At 75.9% G+C, this 15300-nt stretch carries 14 protein-coding genes; 8 read left to right on the top strand and 6 right to left on the bottom strand.

Translation table 11 applies throughout. From position 1 onward, the window contains the following. The first annotated feature begins 32 nt into the window (after window positions 1–32). The 3 genes from SJ20_RS06985 (at window position 33) to SJ20_RS06975 (ending at window position 2998) form a co-directional block, all read left to right on the top strand. Window positions 33–1424, top strand: coding sequence for an aldehyde dehydrogenase family protein (locus SJ20_RS06985; RefSeq protein WP_044659420.1), 1392 nt, complete (start codon window positions 33–35; stop codon window positions 1422–1424). A gap of 92 nt (window positions 1425–1516) precedes the next feature. Beyond that, entirely contained in the window at window positions 1517–2617 is a 1101-nt protein-coding gene (locus tag SJ20_RS06980) for an NYN domain-containing protein (protein WP_036314328.1), read from the top strand. 99 nt (window positions 2618–2716) lie between these two features. After that, window positions 2717–2998 carry a hypothetical protein gene (locus SJ20_RS06975; protein WP_036381106.1) on the top strand — a complete coding sequence of 94 codons (282 nt, stop codon included), beginning with the start codon at window positions 2717–2719 and terminating at the stop codon, window positions 2996–2998. 27 nt (window positions 2999–3025) lie between these two features. Here the strand turns inward: SJ20_RS06975 and SJ20_RS06970 are convergent, their stop codons facing one another. From SJ20_RS06970 to hemE, 6 genes are read right to left on the bottom strand one after another with little or no spacing between them, the layout of a single operon-like run. Further along, a complete protein-coding gene (locus tag SJ20_RS06970; protein WP_036381107.1) occupies window positions 3026–3865 on the bottom strand; it encodes a uroporphyrinogen-III synthase in 840 nt (279 codons plus the stop codon). A gap of 1 nt (window position 3866) precedes the next feature. Beyond that, the gene (hemC, locus tag SJ20_RS06965) at window positions 3867–5000 is read right to left on the bottom strand and encodes a hydroxymethylbilane synthase (protein WP_044659419.1); all 1134 of its coding nucleotides are present in this window, start codon (window positions 4998–5000) and stop codon (window positions 3867–3869) included. 4 nt (window positions 5001–5004) lie between these two features. After that, window positions 5005–6354 carry a ferrochelatase gene (locus SJ20_RS06960; RefSeq protein WP_036314320.1) on the bottom strand — a complete coding sequence of 450 codons (1350 nt, stop codon included), beginning with the start codon at window positions 6352–6354 and terminating at the stop codon, window positions 5005–5007. Continuing rightward, entirely contained in the window at window positions 6354–7070 is a 717-nt protein-coding gene (gene hemQ, locus SJ20_RS06955; RefSeq protein ID WP_036314319.1) for a hydrogen peroxide-dependent heme synthase, read from the bottom strand. The genes SJ20_RS06960 and hemQ overlap by 1 nt, the downstream gene beginning before the upstream one ends. A 50-nt stretch (window positions 7071–7120) precedes the next feature. Further along, window positions 7121–8629, bottom strand: a complete 1509-nt coding sequence (locus SJ20_RS06950; RefSeq protein ID WP_036381112.1) for an NAD(P)/FAD-dependent oxidoreductase — start codon at window positions 8627–8629, stop codon at window positions 7121–7123. Continuing rightward, a complete protein-coding gene (hemE, locus tag SJ20_RS06945; protein ID WP_036314314.1) occupies window positions 8626–9849 on the bottom strand; it encodes a uroporphyrinogen decarboxylase in 1224 nt (407 codons plus the stop codon). Before hemE ends, SJ20_RS06950 begins: the two co-directional genes overlap by 4 nt. A 136-nt stretch (window positions 9850–9985) precedes the next feature. Here hemE and SJ20_RS06940 point away from each other — a divergent pair, with 136 nt between their 5' ends. The 5 genes from SJ20_RS06940 to SJ20_RS06920 form a co-directional block, all read left to right on the top strand. Further along, entirely contained in the window at window positions 9986–11338 is a 1353-nt protein-coding gene (locus tag SJ20_RS06940) for a glutamyl-tRNA reductase (protein WP_044659418.1), read from the top strand. 25 nt (window positions 11339–11363) lie between these two features. After that, the gene (locus tag SJ20_RS06935) at window positions 11364–12020 is read left to right on the top strand and encodes a TetR/AcrR family transcriptional regulator (protein WP_044659417.1); all 657 of its coding nucleotides are present in this window, start codon (window positions 11364–11366) and stop codon (window positions 12018–12020) included. 120 nt (window positions 12021–12140) lie between these two features. Then, entirely contained in the window at window positions 12141–12365 is a 225-nt protein-coding gene (locus SJ20_RS06930; protein WP_002854967.1) for a DUF3107 domain-containing protein, read from the top strand. Window positions 12366–12432: 67 nt separating this feature from the next. Further along, window positions 12433–13998 carry an RNB domain-containing ribonuclease gene (locus SJ20_RS06925; protein ID WP_044659416.1) on the top strand — a complete coding sequence of 522 codons (1566 nt, stop codon included), beginning with the start codon at window positions 12433–12435 and terminating at the stop codon, window positions 13996–13998. Window positions 13999–14248: 250 nt separating this feature from the next. Continuing rightward, the coding region (locus tag SJ20_RS06920) for a DEAD/DEAH box helicase (protein ID WP_044659415.1) at window positions 14249–15300 on the top strand (1052 nt) is incomplete at its 3' end.

The following is a 15300-nucleotide window of genomic DNA, read 5'->3' as shown; positions in this document are numbered from 1 at the left end:
CCGGGCCACCCAGTATCGAAGGAGAACCACCCGTGGCCGGTTTCCGCACCGAAGATCCCACCACCGGAGAGATCGTCCGCACCTGGGACGCGATGAGCGAGGAGCAGGTGGAGGACGCCCTCGCCGCCGCCCAGGACGCCTTCACCACCTGGCGGAGCACTGACCCCGTCCGGCGCGCTGAGGTCCTGCGGCGCACGGCGGACCTGCTCGCGCAGCACGCCGACGAGCTCGCCGACATCGCCGCCGAGGAGATGGGCAAGCCGCTCGCCCAGGGCGTCGGGGAGGCGCAGCTGTGCTCCCAGATCTTCCGCTACTACGCGGACAACGCCCAGCAGCTGCTGGCGGACGACGCCCTCCCCGCCCACGGCGCCAACTCGACGCGCGTGGAGAAGGAGCCGCTCGGCGTCCTCCTCGGCGTGATGCCGTGGAACTACCCCTACTACCAGCTGGCCCGGTTCATCGCCCCCAACCTGCTGCTGGGCAACACCCTGCTGCTCAAGCCCGCCTCGATCTGCGCGGCCTCCGCCCTGCGGCTCGAGGAGCTGCTCACCGAGGCCGGCCTCCCGGAGGGCGTCTACCAGACGCTCCTCGTGGGCACGGACCGGATCGACGGCATCATCGCCGACCCGCGGGTCCAGGGCGTCTCCCTCACCGGCAGCGAGGGCGCGGGCGCCTCCGTGGCGGCCGCGGCCGGTCAGCACCTGAAGAAGGCCGTGCTGGAGCTGGGCGGCTCCGATCCGTTCATCGTCCTCGGCGGCGACCTCGACGCCGTGGCCGCGACGGCGGCGAAGGCGCGGCTGAGCAACGCCGGTCAGGCCTGCAACTCGCCCAAGCGGATGATCGTCCTCGACGAGCACTACGACGCGTTCGTGGAGAAGCTCACCGCCGCGTTCAAGGACGCGACCGTCGGCGACCCCCGCGAGGAGGGCACCCAGGTCGGCCCCATGTCCAGCACCTCCGCTCGGGAGGACCTGATGGAGCTGGTGGACGACGCCGTCTCCCACGGGGCGCAGGTGCGCACCGGCGGTCACGCCCGTGCCGGCGCCGGCGCCTTCATGGAGCCGACCGTGCTCACCGGGGTGACCCGCGAGATGCGCGCCTGGTCCGAGGAGCTCTTCGGCCCGGTCGCCGTCGTGCACCGGGCCGCGGACGTCGACGAGGCCGTCGCCCTGGCCAACGAGTCCGACTTCGGCCTCAGCGGCTCGGTGTGGTCCGACGACCTCGAGCTCGCCGAGGCCACGGCCCGCCGCCTCGACGTGGGCATGGCCTTCGTGAACGAGCACGGCACCACCCAGGCCGGGCTGCCCTTCGGCGGTGTCGGCCGCTCGGGCTTCGGCCGCGAGCTGGGCCCCTACGGCGTGGACGAGTTCGTGAACAAGCGCCTGGTCCGCGTCGCGGACCCCGTCACCAGCGCCTCCGCCTGACACCCGCCCTCGTCGGAGGGCCTTCGCCCCGAGGAGGGGCCGCGCACCGCCGCGGCCCCTCCCCGGCGGCGTTCCCGACTACTGTGGGTCCCATGCCCGAACCCACCCCCGCATCCCTGCGCATCGCCGTCCTGATGGACAGCGACAACGTCTCCCCCAAGTTCGCCCCCCTGATCCTCGAGGAGCTCGCCACCTACGGCACCCCCACGATCAAGCGCGCGTACGGCGACTGGACCACGACCAACCTCAACGGCTGGAAGAAGGCGCTGAACCACCACGCGATCCAGCCGGTCCAGCAGTTCGCCTACACCGTGGGCAAGAACTCCTCGGACTCCGCGCTCATCATCGACGCGATGGACCTGCTCTGGATGGGCAACGTGGACGCGTTCGCCCTCGTCTCCTCCGACTCCGACTTCACGCGCCTGGCCACCCGCCTGCGCGAGGGCGGCAAGCGCGTGATCGGCCTGGGCGCCCGCAAGACCCCCGCCTCCCTGCGCAACGCCGTGGACCAGTTCATCTACCTCGAGCTGCTCGGCACCGCCACGGACCACGACGTCGACGACGACGAGACCGGCGAGGACGCCCCCGCCAAGGAGGAGAACGCCAAGGCGTCCGAGGGCTCCGGCCGCTCGGGGTCCCGCCGCGGTGGTCGAGGCCGCGGTCGCGGGGCCAAGACCACCGACGCCACCGACACCCCCGAGGCCACCGACGCGGACGCCGAGGCCCCCATTGCCGACGAGGCCCCTGCTGCCGACGAGGCCCCCGCTGCCGACGAGGCGCCCGCCGGGGACGCCGCCGCCGGCAAGGACGGGAAGGCCGCGGAGGCGAAGTCCGGGGCCGGTCGGCGGGGCCGCCGTGCGTCGTCGTCGGACGTCACCGAGGACCCGACCCCGCCCGAGGTGCCGGTCGAGGCCGAGCCCGAGCACGACGAGGCCGACGCCGCCCCGCGCATCGACCTGCAGGCCGCGCTCACCAAGGCCGTCAACGCCACGAGCACCGACGACGGCTGGGCCACGCTGTCCCTGATCGGCCAGCACCTGAGCCGCACCCACGTGGACTTCGACCCGCGCGACTTCGGGCACTCCAAGCTCTCCACCCTCGTGGAGGACCAGCCGTACCTGCGCACCCGCACCGAGGGCCGGACCATGGAGGTCTCGCTGGTCCGCCGCCGCAGCCGCCGCGCCGAGGGCTGAGCGGCACGGCCCGTCGTCCCCCGCGGCCGGCGGGCCGGTCAACCGGCCGTTCACCCGCCGGCCACCCGCCCACCACGCCCGCCCGGTAGGCTCCCCGCCATGGGGAACACTCTGGGCTTCCTGCGCGGCGTCGACCGCCTGCACGCCTTCTACACGGAGAACGTGCGCATGCTCGCGCACGCGTACGACCTGACGGACGAGGAGGCCTCGGAGCTGCTCGCCAACACGGGCTTCACCAACGTCTCGGTCGCCATCCTGCGCGGCCCGCGGGTGGACATCATGGCCGCCGCCACCGGCGTGCCGCAGGACGAGAGGCACGACGCCGGCCCGGCGCCGTCGGAGGACGACGCGCCCGACCCGGACGGCGACCGCCCCGACTGAGCCTCGCCTCGAGTGCGGCCGGGCGGCTCAGGCCGCACCGCGCAGCACGGCCAGCACTCCGGCCGCGTCCGGCGTGGGGGCCGTCCCGAGCAGGGGCAGACCCCGCCGCGCGCACGTGTCACGGGTCGGCGCGCCGATCGCCACGAGCCGCACCCGCTTGCCCACCAGTGGCGTCAGACCCGCGGCCACGAACTCCTCCGCCGCGGAGGAGCTGGTGAGCACCACGGCGGTCCCCGCCGCGACCGCGGCCAGCCGCGCGGGCGTCACGACGTCCCCCCGGCCCTCGTCCGCCGCCCCGTCGAGCAGTCGCCTGCCGGCCTGCGCCGGATACGGCACTGTCCGGTAGGCGAGCCCGGTCCGCACGTCCCAGCCCGCCGCGCGCAGGCCGTCGGCGAGGCGGGGCCGGGCCCGATCGGACTGGGGCAGCCACGCGCGGGCGCCGCGGGGATGCAGGGCGGCGAGTCCGGCGATCAGGCCCTCGGCGGAGCGGTCCTCGGGCGGCAGCCACGGCGCCGCATCGCAGCCCGCCTCGGTCAGCACCCGTGCCGTGCCCGGTCCGGTGACCGCGATCCGCGCGCCCGCCGGGACATGACCGCCCCAGCCGACGGCCCTGAGCGCGCGCACGGTGTTGGGGCTCGTCACCACGAGCCAGCGGGGCCCGTCCGAGCGCACCGGCCCGACCGCATCGCCGTCGGCACCCGCCCAGTCCGCGAGCAGCGCGCGCAGCGGGCCGTCGTCGTCGGGCAGCGCAAAGTCGGTCAGCGGCAGGAAGCCGACCCGCAGCCGCCGCCCCGCCACCTCGGCGCCGGCGAGACCGGCCTCCAGGTCGCCGGCCTGGGCCGGCTGGCGGGTGAGCAGGACGCGCATCTCAGGCCGGGTCGTCGGGGCGCGGGGCGCCGTCGCCCCGGTCCACCCCGCGCACCGTGCCGGGCAGCAGGTCGGCGCCCTCGGCCACGAACTGCTCGGCCACGTGCACGCCGAGTGCCTCCGCGGCCACGAACAGGGTGTCCTCGAGCCACTCGTCGGCGGCCGCCGGGTCACCGGCCACGTCGGCCGGCACCGGGTCGAGCTGCACGGACGAGGTCCGGCGCAGCACGCGGGAGCCGTCGAGGGCGGCCACCATCGCGGTCATCTCGATGCGCGGCGCGCCCGCCTCGCCGTCGCTCACGCGGGCCACGGCCCCGATCGGCGCGGCGCAGCCGGCCTCGAGGCGACGCAGCAGGGCCCGCTCGGCGGTGACCGCCACGTGGGTGTCCCGATCGTCGACCAGCTCGAGGGCGGCGTGCATCCTCCCGACCGGCGCCTCGGGGTCCAGGAGCGCCCGACCGAGGAAGGACTCGTCCTCGGCCCGGATCTCCACGGCCAGGGCGCCCTGCCCGGGGGCGGGCACCATGACCTCCGGGTCGATCCGCTCGGTGATCACGTGGTCCAGGCCGAGCCGGTCGAGCCCGGCACAGGCCAGGATCACGGCGTCGAGGTCACCGCGGGGCGAACCCGCGGCGGCCGGGGCGTGATCGTCGTGCTGCTCCAGCCCGGGCACGCGGGCCAGGCGGGTCTGCACGTTGCCGCGGATGTCCACCAGCTCCAGATCCGGGCGCAGCGCCTTGAGCTGGGCCACGCGGCGCGGCGAGCCCGTGCCCACCCGGGCGCCCTCGGGCAGGGTCGCCAGGGTGAGGCCGTCGCGGGCGCACAGGGCGTCCCGCAGGTCGGCCCGGGCCGGCACCGCGGCGATCTCGAGGGTCTCCGGCTGGGCGGCCGGCAGGTCCTTGAGCGAGTGCACCGCCGCGTCCACGACGCCGTCGAGCACGGCGGCCCGCAGCGCCGAGGCGAACACGCCGGTGCCGCCCAGCGAGGCCAGCGAGCCGGTGGTGACGTCGCCCTCGGTGCGGATCACCACCAGCTCGTGGGCCAGGCCGGAGCGCTCCGTGAGCGTCTCGGCCACGTGGCTGGTCTGCGTGGTCGCCAGGGCGGAGCCCCGGGTGCCGATGCGCAGGGGGGTCACGGTCTCAGGCCTCCTCGGCGGGGGCCGCGGCGCCCGCCTCGTGCTCGGCCAGCCCGCGCACGGCGGCGTCGACAGCGGACGTCGTCGGCCGCGTCGAGCCGTCCCGCATCACCTTGACGCAGCAGTCCGGCCGGCACACGTCGTACCACGCCGGGAAGCAGCCGACCGCGGCGCGACCCTCGCGCCGGCCCAGCCGCTCCTCCACGATGTCCACGAGCCCGGCCACGAACCGCGGGTCGGTGCCCGGGGTGGGGCTGCGCCGGAACCCCACGCCCAGCCCCTCGGCGGTCTCCTTGGCCTCGGTGTCGAGGTCCCAGACCACCTCCATGTGGTCCGAGACGAACCCCAGCGGCACGACGACGAAGCCCGCCACGGCGCGCCCCTGCGCGTCCGTCTCGGCGCCCTCGCCCGCGAGGTGCTCCATCGCGTCGTTGATGTCCGGCTCGAGCCACGGCACCGAGGGCGGGCCGGAGCGCGACTGGTACACGAGCGACCACGGCACGTCCGCGGCCTCGGGCACGCCGGCGAGGATCTCGCGGGCCACATCGAGGTGCTGCGCCGAGTACACGTCCGCACCCTCATCGCCCGGCTCCGCCCCCGCCTGCGCGCGCAGGTCGGCGGCGAGGCCGCGCGGGCCGGCGGCGGCGGCGTCGGAGGTGGGGATCGAGTGGGTCGCGAAGAGCACGTGGATCCGCGCGTCGTCCCCCAGCTCCGCGCGCAGCGAGGCCAGGTCCGCGCGCAGGCCGTCCCGGAACGGCTCGATGAAGCCGGGGTGGTTGAAGTACTGGCGCGTCTTGTCCAGGTCCACCTTCCCGGTCAGGCCGGTCTGCTCCATGGCCATGCCCATGTCCTCGCGGTACTGGCGGCACGAGGAGTAGCAGGAGTACGCGGAGGTGGTGACCGTCAGGATGCGGCGGTGCCCGTCGGCGTGCATCCGCGCGAGGGTGTCCGGGAAGTAGGGCTCCCAGTTGCGGTTGCCCCAGTACACGGGCAGGTCCAGGCCGCGGGCGGCCAGCTCGGCCTCGATGGCCGCCTTCAGCGCGCGGTTCTGCGCGTTGATGGGGCTGACGCCGCCGTTGGCGCGGTAGTGGGTGGCGACCTCCTCGAGGCGCTCGTCCGGGATGCCGCGCCCGCGCGTGACGTTGCGCAGGAACGGGATCACGTCGTCCTGGCCCTCGGGCCCGCCGAAGGAGGCGAGCAGCAGGGCGTCGTAGTCCTTGGGGGCCATCACGCCGCACACGTCGTAGTCGACGCCGGCGGCGGCCTTCTCGGGCGTCCGGAGGGCCGGGGCGACGCCGGCGTCCGGGCCGGTGTGGACGGGCGCGTCGGCGCGGGGCTCGGGGGCGGTAGTCATCAGGCCAGCACCTCCGCGATCTCGGCGGTCTCCAGACGGCGTCCGGTGTAGAACGGCACCTCGCTGCGCACGTGCAGGCGGGTCTCGTTGTTGCGCAGGTGGCGCATCATGTCCACCAGGTCCGTCAGCTCGTCCGCCTCGAGGCCCAGCAGCCACTCCCAGTCGTTCAGGCCGAACGCGCTGGTGGTATTCGCCCACACCTGCGGGAAGTCCTGGCCGAGCTGGCCGTGCTCGCGGAGCATGCGGGCCCGCTCCTTCGGGTCCAGCAGGTACCAGTCGTACGAGCGCACGAACGGGTAGAAGCACAGCCACTTCAGGGCCTTGCGGCCCATGGCGAAGGCGGGGACGTGGTCCTTGTTGAACTCGGCCATGCGATCTGCGCCCATGGCCGAGAGCACCATCGTGGTGCCCTCGAGCAGACGGGTGCGGCGCAGCTCGCGGATGGCGGCCTGCAGGTCCTCGGGCACCTGGCCGTACATCCACACCATGACGTCGCCGGCCTCGCGCATGCCCGAGACGTCGTAGACGCCGCGCACGGTCACGCCGGTCTGGGCCACCCGCGCGACGGCCTCGTCGAACTCCTTGGCGGCCTTCTTCGCGTCGCGGCCCTCCAGTCCCAGCCAGCCTGGCTCGCCCTGCGGGCGGGCGAACACGGTGTAGGTGGTGAACCAGTCCTTGCCGGCCTCGGCAGGGGTGGTGGTGCTGTCCTTGGTCATGGTCCTCTTCCTTGGGATCCGATTGCGTCAGGGGTGGTCTGGGGGCGAGGTCAGCCGGCGGGCGGTGCGTCGGCGCCGAGGGTGCGGTCCACGCCGGCGACGACGGCGGCCAGCCCGGTGCCGTGCACCCAGCTGCCCACGAGGTCGAGGCCGGGCACGTCCCGTGCCCAGTCGATCAGCGTGTCCGCCTTCGCGCGGTCGGGGCCGGCCTGCGGCGGGATGGAGCGGCGCCAGCGGGTGACGGTGCGGGCGACGACGTCCTCCTCCGCCAGCGGCACCCCGGTGAGAGTCGCCGTGTCCACGAGCGCCTGCGCGAGCAGCTCCTCGTCCGCGCTGCGATGGCCCAGGGCCTCGGGCCCGCCGCCCTGGCGGCCGTAGGACAGGCGCAGCACGTGGCGGTGGGGATGGCGGGCGACACCGTCCTCCTGCGGACGCGCGACGACCTCGCGCAGCCACGCCCACTTGGCGGTGGCGTGGGTCAGGGCCTTGGCGGCCACGTCCGTCCCGGCGCCGACCAGCACTCCGGTGCCGCGTGGCGCGTCGTCCAGGCCCGCGGCCTCGACGACGAGCGTGGCCAGCGCGATGCCCTCGCCGAGGGCGGGGCCGGCGTCGGGGTCCAGGGCCTCGGCCGAGAGCGGGGCCAGCAGGTCCCAGGCGGTGACGCCGTCCACGGCCAGCACGACGCGGTCCACGTCGAGCCCGCGGACGACCTCGTCGTCCCGGTCCGAGATCTGGGCCCACCAGCCGCCGGTGGCGGGCACGCGGGACAGGGCGGCCACCCGGACACCGCGCAGGACGGTGGCCCCGTCCTCGCGCAGCGCCTCGACGAGCCGGCCGGTGAGGCGGACCATGCCGCCGTCCAGACCGGCCACGAGCGAGCCGGGGGTCCCGGTGGACCGCAGCGCGGCGACGCCCGCGGCCAGCCCGCCGTGCTCCACGGCGGCGGCGAGCAGGCCGGGGGCCACGCGCTCCAGCTCGACGACCGCGGGGTCGGCCGAGTGGACTCCGGCGACGACGGGGGCCACGAGGCGGTCGAGCACCTCGTCGCCGAGGCGGTCGGCCACGACCTGCGCGACGGTCACCGGCTCGCCGGCCGCGAGCGCGGCGGCCCAGCGATCCATGGGGGCCTCGGCGTCCTGCCGGGCGCGCTCCAGGCCGGCCGGCGTGAGGGCGGCGGCGAGGTCCTCGGCGTCGAGGTCGCCGGGGATGCCGACGATGCCGAGACGCGGGGCGCGCACGGGGCCGGCGGGACCGTGCAGCCACGAGCCGAGGGGCTCGGGCGCGACGATCTTCTCGCCCAGCCCGAGCTCCTCCACGAGCGCGCGCACGGCGGCGCCGCGGACGGCGAACGACTCGGCGCCGCCGTCGAGTTCGAGGGTCTGGGTCTCGGGGGCCCCGGTCTCGCCGTGCGAGGGGACGTCGAGGAAGCGCGGGGAGACCGCGCCCCCGAGCACGGAGGTGGCCTCGGCGAGGGTCACGTCCCAGCCCGCCGCGGACAGTCGGTGGGCCGCGACGAGGCCGGCGATGCCGCCGCCGACCACGAGCGCCGTGCCGCTCATGCGCGCTCCTCCCGCTCGGCGGTCTCGGCCCCCGGTGCCGGGTCCTGGCCCTCCCGCTCCGGCACGGGCAGGGAGTGGATCAGCTCGACCACGCGGGTCAGCACGGCCGCGTCCGTCTCCGGCGGCACGCCGTGGGCGAGGTTGACGACGTGACCGGGCGCGACGGCGCCGGAGGCGACGACGTCGCGCACGTGGGCCTCGAGGACCTCCCACGGGGCGGCGAGCAGGGCCGGGTCGATGTTGCCCTGCAGGGGCACGGCGCCGCGTCCGTCGGGGCCGGGGTTCGCGCTGAGACGGCGGTGCGCCTCGGCGAGCGTGAGGCGGTGGTCCACGCCGACGGCGGTCGCGCCCGCGTCACGCATGTGGTGCAGGAACTCTCCGGTGCCCGTGCCGAAGTGCAGGAGCGGGGCGCCGTCGGGGACGCCGGGCCCGGCGAGGTCGGCGACATGGGCGAGGGCCGCCGTCGAGTGCGGCTGCACGTGCTCGAGGTAGTCGTCCGCCGAGAGCGAACCGGCCCACGAGTCGAACAGCTGCGCGGCGGAGGCGCCGGACTCGAGCTGGGCGCGCAGGAACTGGCCGGACACGGTGGCCGCCCAGCCGGCCAGGGCGGCCCAGGTCTCGGGGTCGGCGTGCATCATGCGCCGCGGGCCGAAGTGGTCGCGGGAGGGACGGCCCTCCACCATGTACGCCGCCAGCGTGAAGGGGGCACCGGCGAAGCCGATCAGGGGGCGCGGGCCCAGCTCGGCGACGGTGGCCGCGACGGCCTCGCGGATGACGTCCAGGGCGGCGTCCTCGAGGACGGGCAGCGCGGCGACGTCGTCGGCGGTGCGGACGGCCTGGCCGAGCACGGGGCCCACGCCGGGCTGGATCTCCACGTCCACGCCCGCCAGGCGCAGGGGGACCACGATGTCCGAGAAGAAGATCGCCGCGTCGACGTCGTGGCGGCGCACCGGCTGCATCGTGATCTCCCGGACCAGGTCCGGCATGAGGCAGGAGTCGAGCATCCCGATCCCCTCGCGCACCCGGCGGTACTCGGGCAGCGAACGGCCGGCCTGCCGCATGAACCACACGGGGTGGCGGTCGGGGCGCTGGCCGCGCAGCGCGCGGAGGAGCGGGCTGGCCACGGTCGAGCGTGACGGATCCTCGGTGCGCAGCGGGTGCTCGGCGGGCAGTGCCGGGACGGCCGCGGGGGTCTCGGGGGTCTGGGACAGGGCGGACATGCCCCCAGTGTCCCACCGGTCGTGTCGCGGTGGCACATCCGCGTCCTCCGTGAGCGCCGTCACACTGGCCGACGGCACCCGGGTCAGGCCCGCCTTCCCGGACGGGCGGGGCGGTCGGGGCTAGACTTGGCCCGCTGTGACTGTCTTCTCTCTCGTCGCCTCCCACCATGACCTGGACCTGGACACGGTCGCCCGCCTCAGCGCCGGCGCGACCGGGGTCGGGCCCGCCCTGCCCGGCAGCGGCGCGGCGGGCGCCATCGTGCTGGCCACGTGCAACCGCGTGGAGATCTACGCCGAGGCCGACGGGGCCGGCGTCGAGGCCGCCCGCACGGGGCTGCTGTCCGCCGTCGCCGCCTCCACCTCCCTGCCGGACGAGGACGTGCACACCGCGTTCCGCACGCTCGACGCCGACGCCACGGCCCGTCACCTCTTCGAGGTCGGCGCCGGACTGGACTCCGCCGTGGTGGGCGAGCGCGAGATCGCCGGTCAGGTACGGCGCGCCCTGACGGCGGCCCAGGAGGCCGGCACCGCCTCGGGCCCGCTCGTCCGCCTCTTCGAGTCCGCCACGCGCACGGCCAAGGACGTCGGCTCCCGCACGGCGCTCGGCGCGGCCGGCCGCTCGGTCGTCTCCGTCGCCCTGGACCTCGCGGAGGAGCTGCGCGGTCTCACCGACGCCGCGGCCCAGCGCGACTTCTGGGCCGGGGCCACCATCCTGCTGATCGGCACGGGCGCCTACGCCGGCACCACGCTGGCGCAGCTGGCGGACCGGGGTGCGACCACCGTCGGCGTGCACTCGGCCTCAGGCCGCGCGGAGCAGTTCGTCGCGGACCGCGGCGGCTGGGCCCTCGCGCTCGGCGGCGAGGCCGTGGCCGGCGCCGTCGCCGAGGCGGACGTGATCATCGGCTCCTCCGGTGGCGAGCGCCAGATCAGCCCCGAGCGCCTGCAGGAGCTGCGCGAGGGCGGACGGCGCCCGCTCACGGTGGTCGACCTGGCCCTCTCGCGCGACTTCGACCCCGCCGTCGCGGACCTGCCGGACGTCGACCTCATCACCCTCGAGTCGGTGCGGCTGGCCGCCCCCGAGCAGGCCCAGGTCGCCGTCGCCGAGGCCCGCGCGCTCGTGGACGACGCCGTCGAGGAGTACCGCGCCGCGCAGCGCGGCCGCAGTGCCGACGCGGCGATCAAGGCCCTGCGCCGCCACACCCTCGGGGTGCTCGACCGGGAGCTCGAGCGCGTGCGTGCCCGCCACGGCTGCACGGCGGCCGCCGAGGAGGTGGAGTTCGCCCTGCGCCGCATGGTGAACCAGCTCCTGCACGAACCCAGCGTGCGCGCCAAGCGACTCGCCGCCGAGGGCCGGCTCGACCGCTATGAGGACGCCCTCGAGGCGGTCTTCGGGATCGAGGCCCCCGGCCGCCCCGCCCCCGCCGTGGGCACGGTCGAGGCGGCCTGCCCCGCGCACGAGGACGACGGCGGCGCCGCGCGCATCGCGTGAGCCCGCCCCGCGCCAGGAAGACCCCGTGACCGCCCACCCCGCCGCCACCGCGCCCGACGAGCCCGGGCGAGGCCGTCGTCTGCCCCGGCACAAGCGTCGCCGCCAGCTGCTGGACTGCGCCCGCGCGGTCTTCGCCGCCGAGCGGTACGCGGGGGCCTCCATGGAGCAGATCGCCGAGCGGGCCGAGGTCTCCAAGCCGGTCCTCTACCAGCACTTCCCCAGCAAGCACGAGCTCTTCCTCGAGCTGTTGGACGCCGAGGTCGCGAGCCTGCGCGCGCTCCTCGAGGCGGCGATGGACACCCGCCGGGACAACCGCGAACGGGTGCGGGCCACCGTCGCCGCCGTGTTCGAGTACATGGCCTCCCCCGAGCGGACCCACCGCCTCATCTTCGACTCCGGCATCGACGCGGACCCGGAGGTGCGCACGCGCAGCGAGGCCGTCCACCGGCTGCTCTCCTCCGAGGTCGCGCGCACCATCCGCGCGGACACCACCGTAGCCGAGGCCGAGGCCGAGGTGCTCTCCCGCGGACTCGTCGGCTATCTCCTGGGCGCCGCCCGCCACTGGGCGGACCGGCTCGACGCCGACGCCCGCCCCGCCGCCGCCGAGATGGCCCGCACGGTGGACGCGCTCGTCTGGCGCGGCCTCGCCTCGCTGCCCTCCGCGGACGACGCGCCGCGCTGACCCGGCCGTCCGGCCCGTTTCGCCCGCGGGTGAACCTCGTGGGCGCCCGTCCACCCCGCCGAGCGGTCCCGTAGGCTGACGGCGGACCGCACAGGACGCGACGAAGAGAAGAGGTTCCCCATGGAGATCCGCATCGGTGTGCAGCACGTCGGCCGCGAGGTCGTCATCGACAGCGAGCAGTCGGCGGACGAGGTCCGCTCCCTCGTGGACGCCGCCGTCGCCGACGGCACCCCGCTGGTCCTGGCGGACGCCAAGGGCCGCCAGGTGGTCGTCCCCGGCGACCGCATCGGCTTCGTGGAGATCGGCGCGAAGAAGTCGGGCCCGCTCGGGTTCGCCGCCTCCTGACCCGCCCGCACGCCCCGGTGATCCGCCGGGGCGTGCGTCGTCTCGGCCCCTGCCCAGGAGCATCGCCATGTCGCCTCACGCCCTCGGCCTCCGCGGCCCCGCCGACCCGGCCCTGCTCGAGCGTCTCGCCGCCCTGCGGACGGAGCTCGAGTTGCAGCCGGCCTTCCCCGCCCCCGTCCTGGCCGAGGCGGAGGCGGCCGCGCGTGAGGTGCACGCGGGCCTGACCGGGAGCCCGGACCACGCGGACCGCACGGCCCTGCCGTTCGTCACCGTGGATCCCGCCGGCTCCACGGACCTGGACCAGGCCCTGCTCCTGACCCCCGCCGACGACGACGGCATCCTCGTCCGCTACGCGATCGCGGACGTGCCCGCCTTCGTGACCCCGGACGGCGCCGTGGACGCCGAGGCCCGCCGCCGCGGCCAGACCGTCTACCTGCCCGACGGCCGGGTCCCCCTGCACCCGGAGGTGCTGAGCGAGGACGCCGCCTCCCTGCTGCCGGACCGCGAACGCCCGGCGTTCGTCTGGACGTTCCTGCTGGACGCCGCGGGCGCCGTCGTGGAGACCGGCCTCGAACGCGCCCGCATCCGCTCCCGGGCGCAGCTGACGTACGGGCAGGTGCAGGCCTTCCTCGACGCGCAGCCGGGGGCACAGGCGCCGACGACGCCGCGCCCCGGGGTCACCGACGCGGACCGGGCCGCCGCCGAGGGGTGGCCGGCCGAGGTGCGCGACTCGCTGGCGCTGCTGCCGGAGGTGGGCCGACGGCGGGCCGCACAGGAGGCCGCCCGCGGCGGTGCCTCCCTGAACCTGCCGGACCAGGAGGTCCGTGTCACCGAGGACGGGGCGCACGAGCTCGTGCACCGGGCGCCGTTGCCGGCGGAGGAGCACAACGCCCAGCTCTCCCTGCTGACCGGCATGGCCGCGGCCGAGCTGATGCTGGCCGCCGGAGTCGGGATCCTGCGTACGATGCCGGCGCCGGACACCGACGCCGTCGCCGCCTTCCGAGAGCGCACGCGCGCCCTGGGCGCCCCGTGGGACGAGGGCCAGGACTACGGCGCCTACCTGCGTTCCCTCGACCCCGCCGACGCGCGGCACCTGGCGGTACTGCACGCGGCCACCGGGCTGTTCCGCGGCGCCGGGTACACGGCCTTCGACGCGCAGGCCGAGGACCCGGCCCTGCGCACCCCGCCGGACGAACCGGCCCAGGCCGCGCTCGCCGCCCCCTACGCCCACGCCACCGCTCCGCTGCGCCGGCTCGTGGACCGCTTCGTCCTGGCCCTGTGCCACGCCCACGCCGTCGGCGCCCCCGCCCCCGCATGGGTCCGCAGCGCCCTGCCCGCGCTGCCCGCCCTCATGGCGGACTCGTCGCGCCGGGCCTCGGCCGCGAGCCGGACGGCGGCGGACCTCGTGGAGGCGGCGGCACTCGAGTCCCGCGTCGGCGCGGAGCTCGAGGGGATCGCGGTGCGCGAGGCGAAGGACGGCACGGAGGTGTGGCTGCTCGACCCGGCCGTGAGCCTGCGGGTGCCGGGCAGCGTCCCGGCGGGCACCCGGGTGCGCGTGCGGATCGAGGGCGTGGACCGCGCCTCGGGTGCGATCACGGCCGCGGGGGTAGACTGGCCGCACAGCTCACGCTGACCCAGGATGACCGGTCGCTCTCTGATCACCCTGACCCGCCGCCCGCGCCCCTGACGCCCGGGACGGCACCATGACCTGCCGGATCCGGCACGGCCCGCCGCGTACGGCGCGCCCGCCCGGTTCCACGGGGCGCCGCCCGTCGGCCGCTCCGCGTGCTTGCCTCGCGATCGGCTTCCGCTTGAACCGCGCGCACGGCGGAGCCGGGCCTTCCGCCCGCCGTGACGACGCCTGACCAGGAACGCGAGTCGCCATGACCCAGAACTCCGAGCACACCCCCGCCTCCGCCGACCTCGACCCGACGGTCGCCGCGATCGCGGAGGACATCGTCACCGAGGACGCCGCCCCCGTGGCCCCCGAGCAGACCTTCGCCGACTTCGGGGTGCACCCCGCGATCGTCGAGGCCCTGGAGGCCAAGGGCATCGTCCACCCCTTCCCCATCCAGGCCATGACCCTGCCGGTCGCCCTCGGCGGCCACGACATCATCGGCCAGGCCAAGACCGGCACCGGCAAGACCCTCGGCTTCGGCATCCCCGCGCTACAGCGCGCCATCGGCCCGGGCGAGCCCGGCTGGGACGGCCTCGAGGCCAAGGGCACCGCGGGCGCCCCGCAGGCCCTGATCGTCGCCCCGACGCGCGAGCTCGCCGTCCAGGTGGCCGGCGACCTCACGGCCGCCGCGGCCCGGCGCCCCCTGCGCATCGCCACCATCTACGGCGGCCGCGCCTACGAGCCGCAGATCGAGGAGCTGCAGCGCGGCGTCGAGATCGTCGTCGGCACCCCCGGCCGCCTCATCGACCTGATGCGCCAGCGCCACCTGCGCCTGGACCTGGTGAACACGGTGGTGCTGGACGAGGCCGACGAGATGCTGGACCTCGGCTTCCTCCCCGACGTCGAGACCCTGCTCGCCGCCGTCCCGGCCGTGCGTCAGACCATGCTGTTCTCGGCCACCATGCCGGGTCCCGTGGTCGCGATGGCGCGCCGCTACATGACGCAGCCGACCCACATCCGCGCGGCGGACCCGGAGGACGAGGGCCTGACGAAGAAGGACATCCGTCAGCTCGTCTACCGCGCCCACCACATGGACAAGGACGAGCTCGTGGCCCGCGCCCTGCAGGCCGAGGGCCGCGGCCGGACCATCATCTTCACGCGCACCAAGCGCACGGCCGCTCGCGTGGCGGACGAGCTGACGGCGCGCGGCTTCGCGGCCGGCGCGCTGCACGGCGACCTCGGCCAGGGCGCCCGCGAGCAGGCGCTGCGCGCGTTCCGCAACGGCAAGGTGGACATCCTCGTGGCCACCGACGTCGC

Origin of the sequence: Micrococcus sp. MS-ASIII-49 (assembly GCF_000946635.1) — a bacterium.
In the GTDB taxonomy this organism is placed as follows: domain Bacteria; phylum Actinomycetota; class Actinomycetes; order Actinomycetales; family Micrococcaceae; genus Micrococcus; species Micrococcus luteus.
Note: the sequence above shows the minus strand (reverse complement) of the source record. Positions and strands in the feature narration are given on the sequence as shown.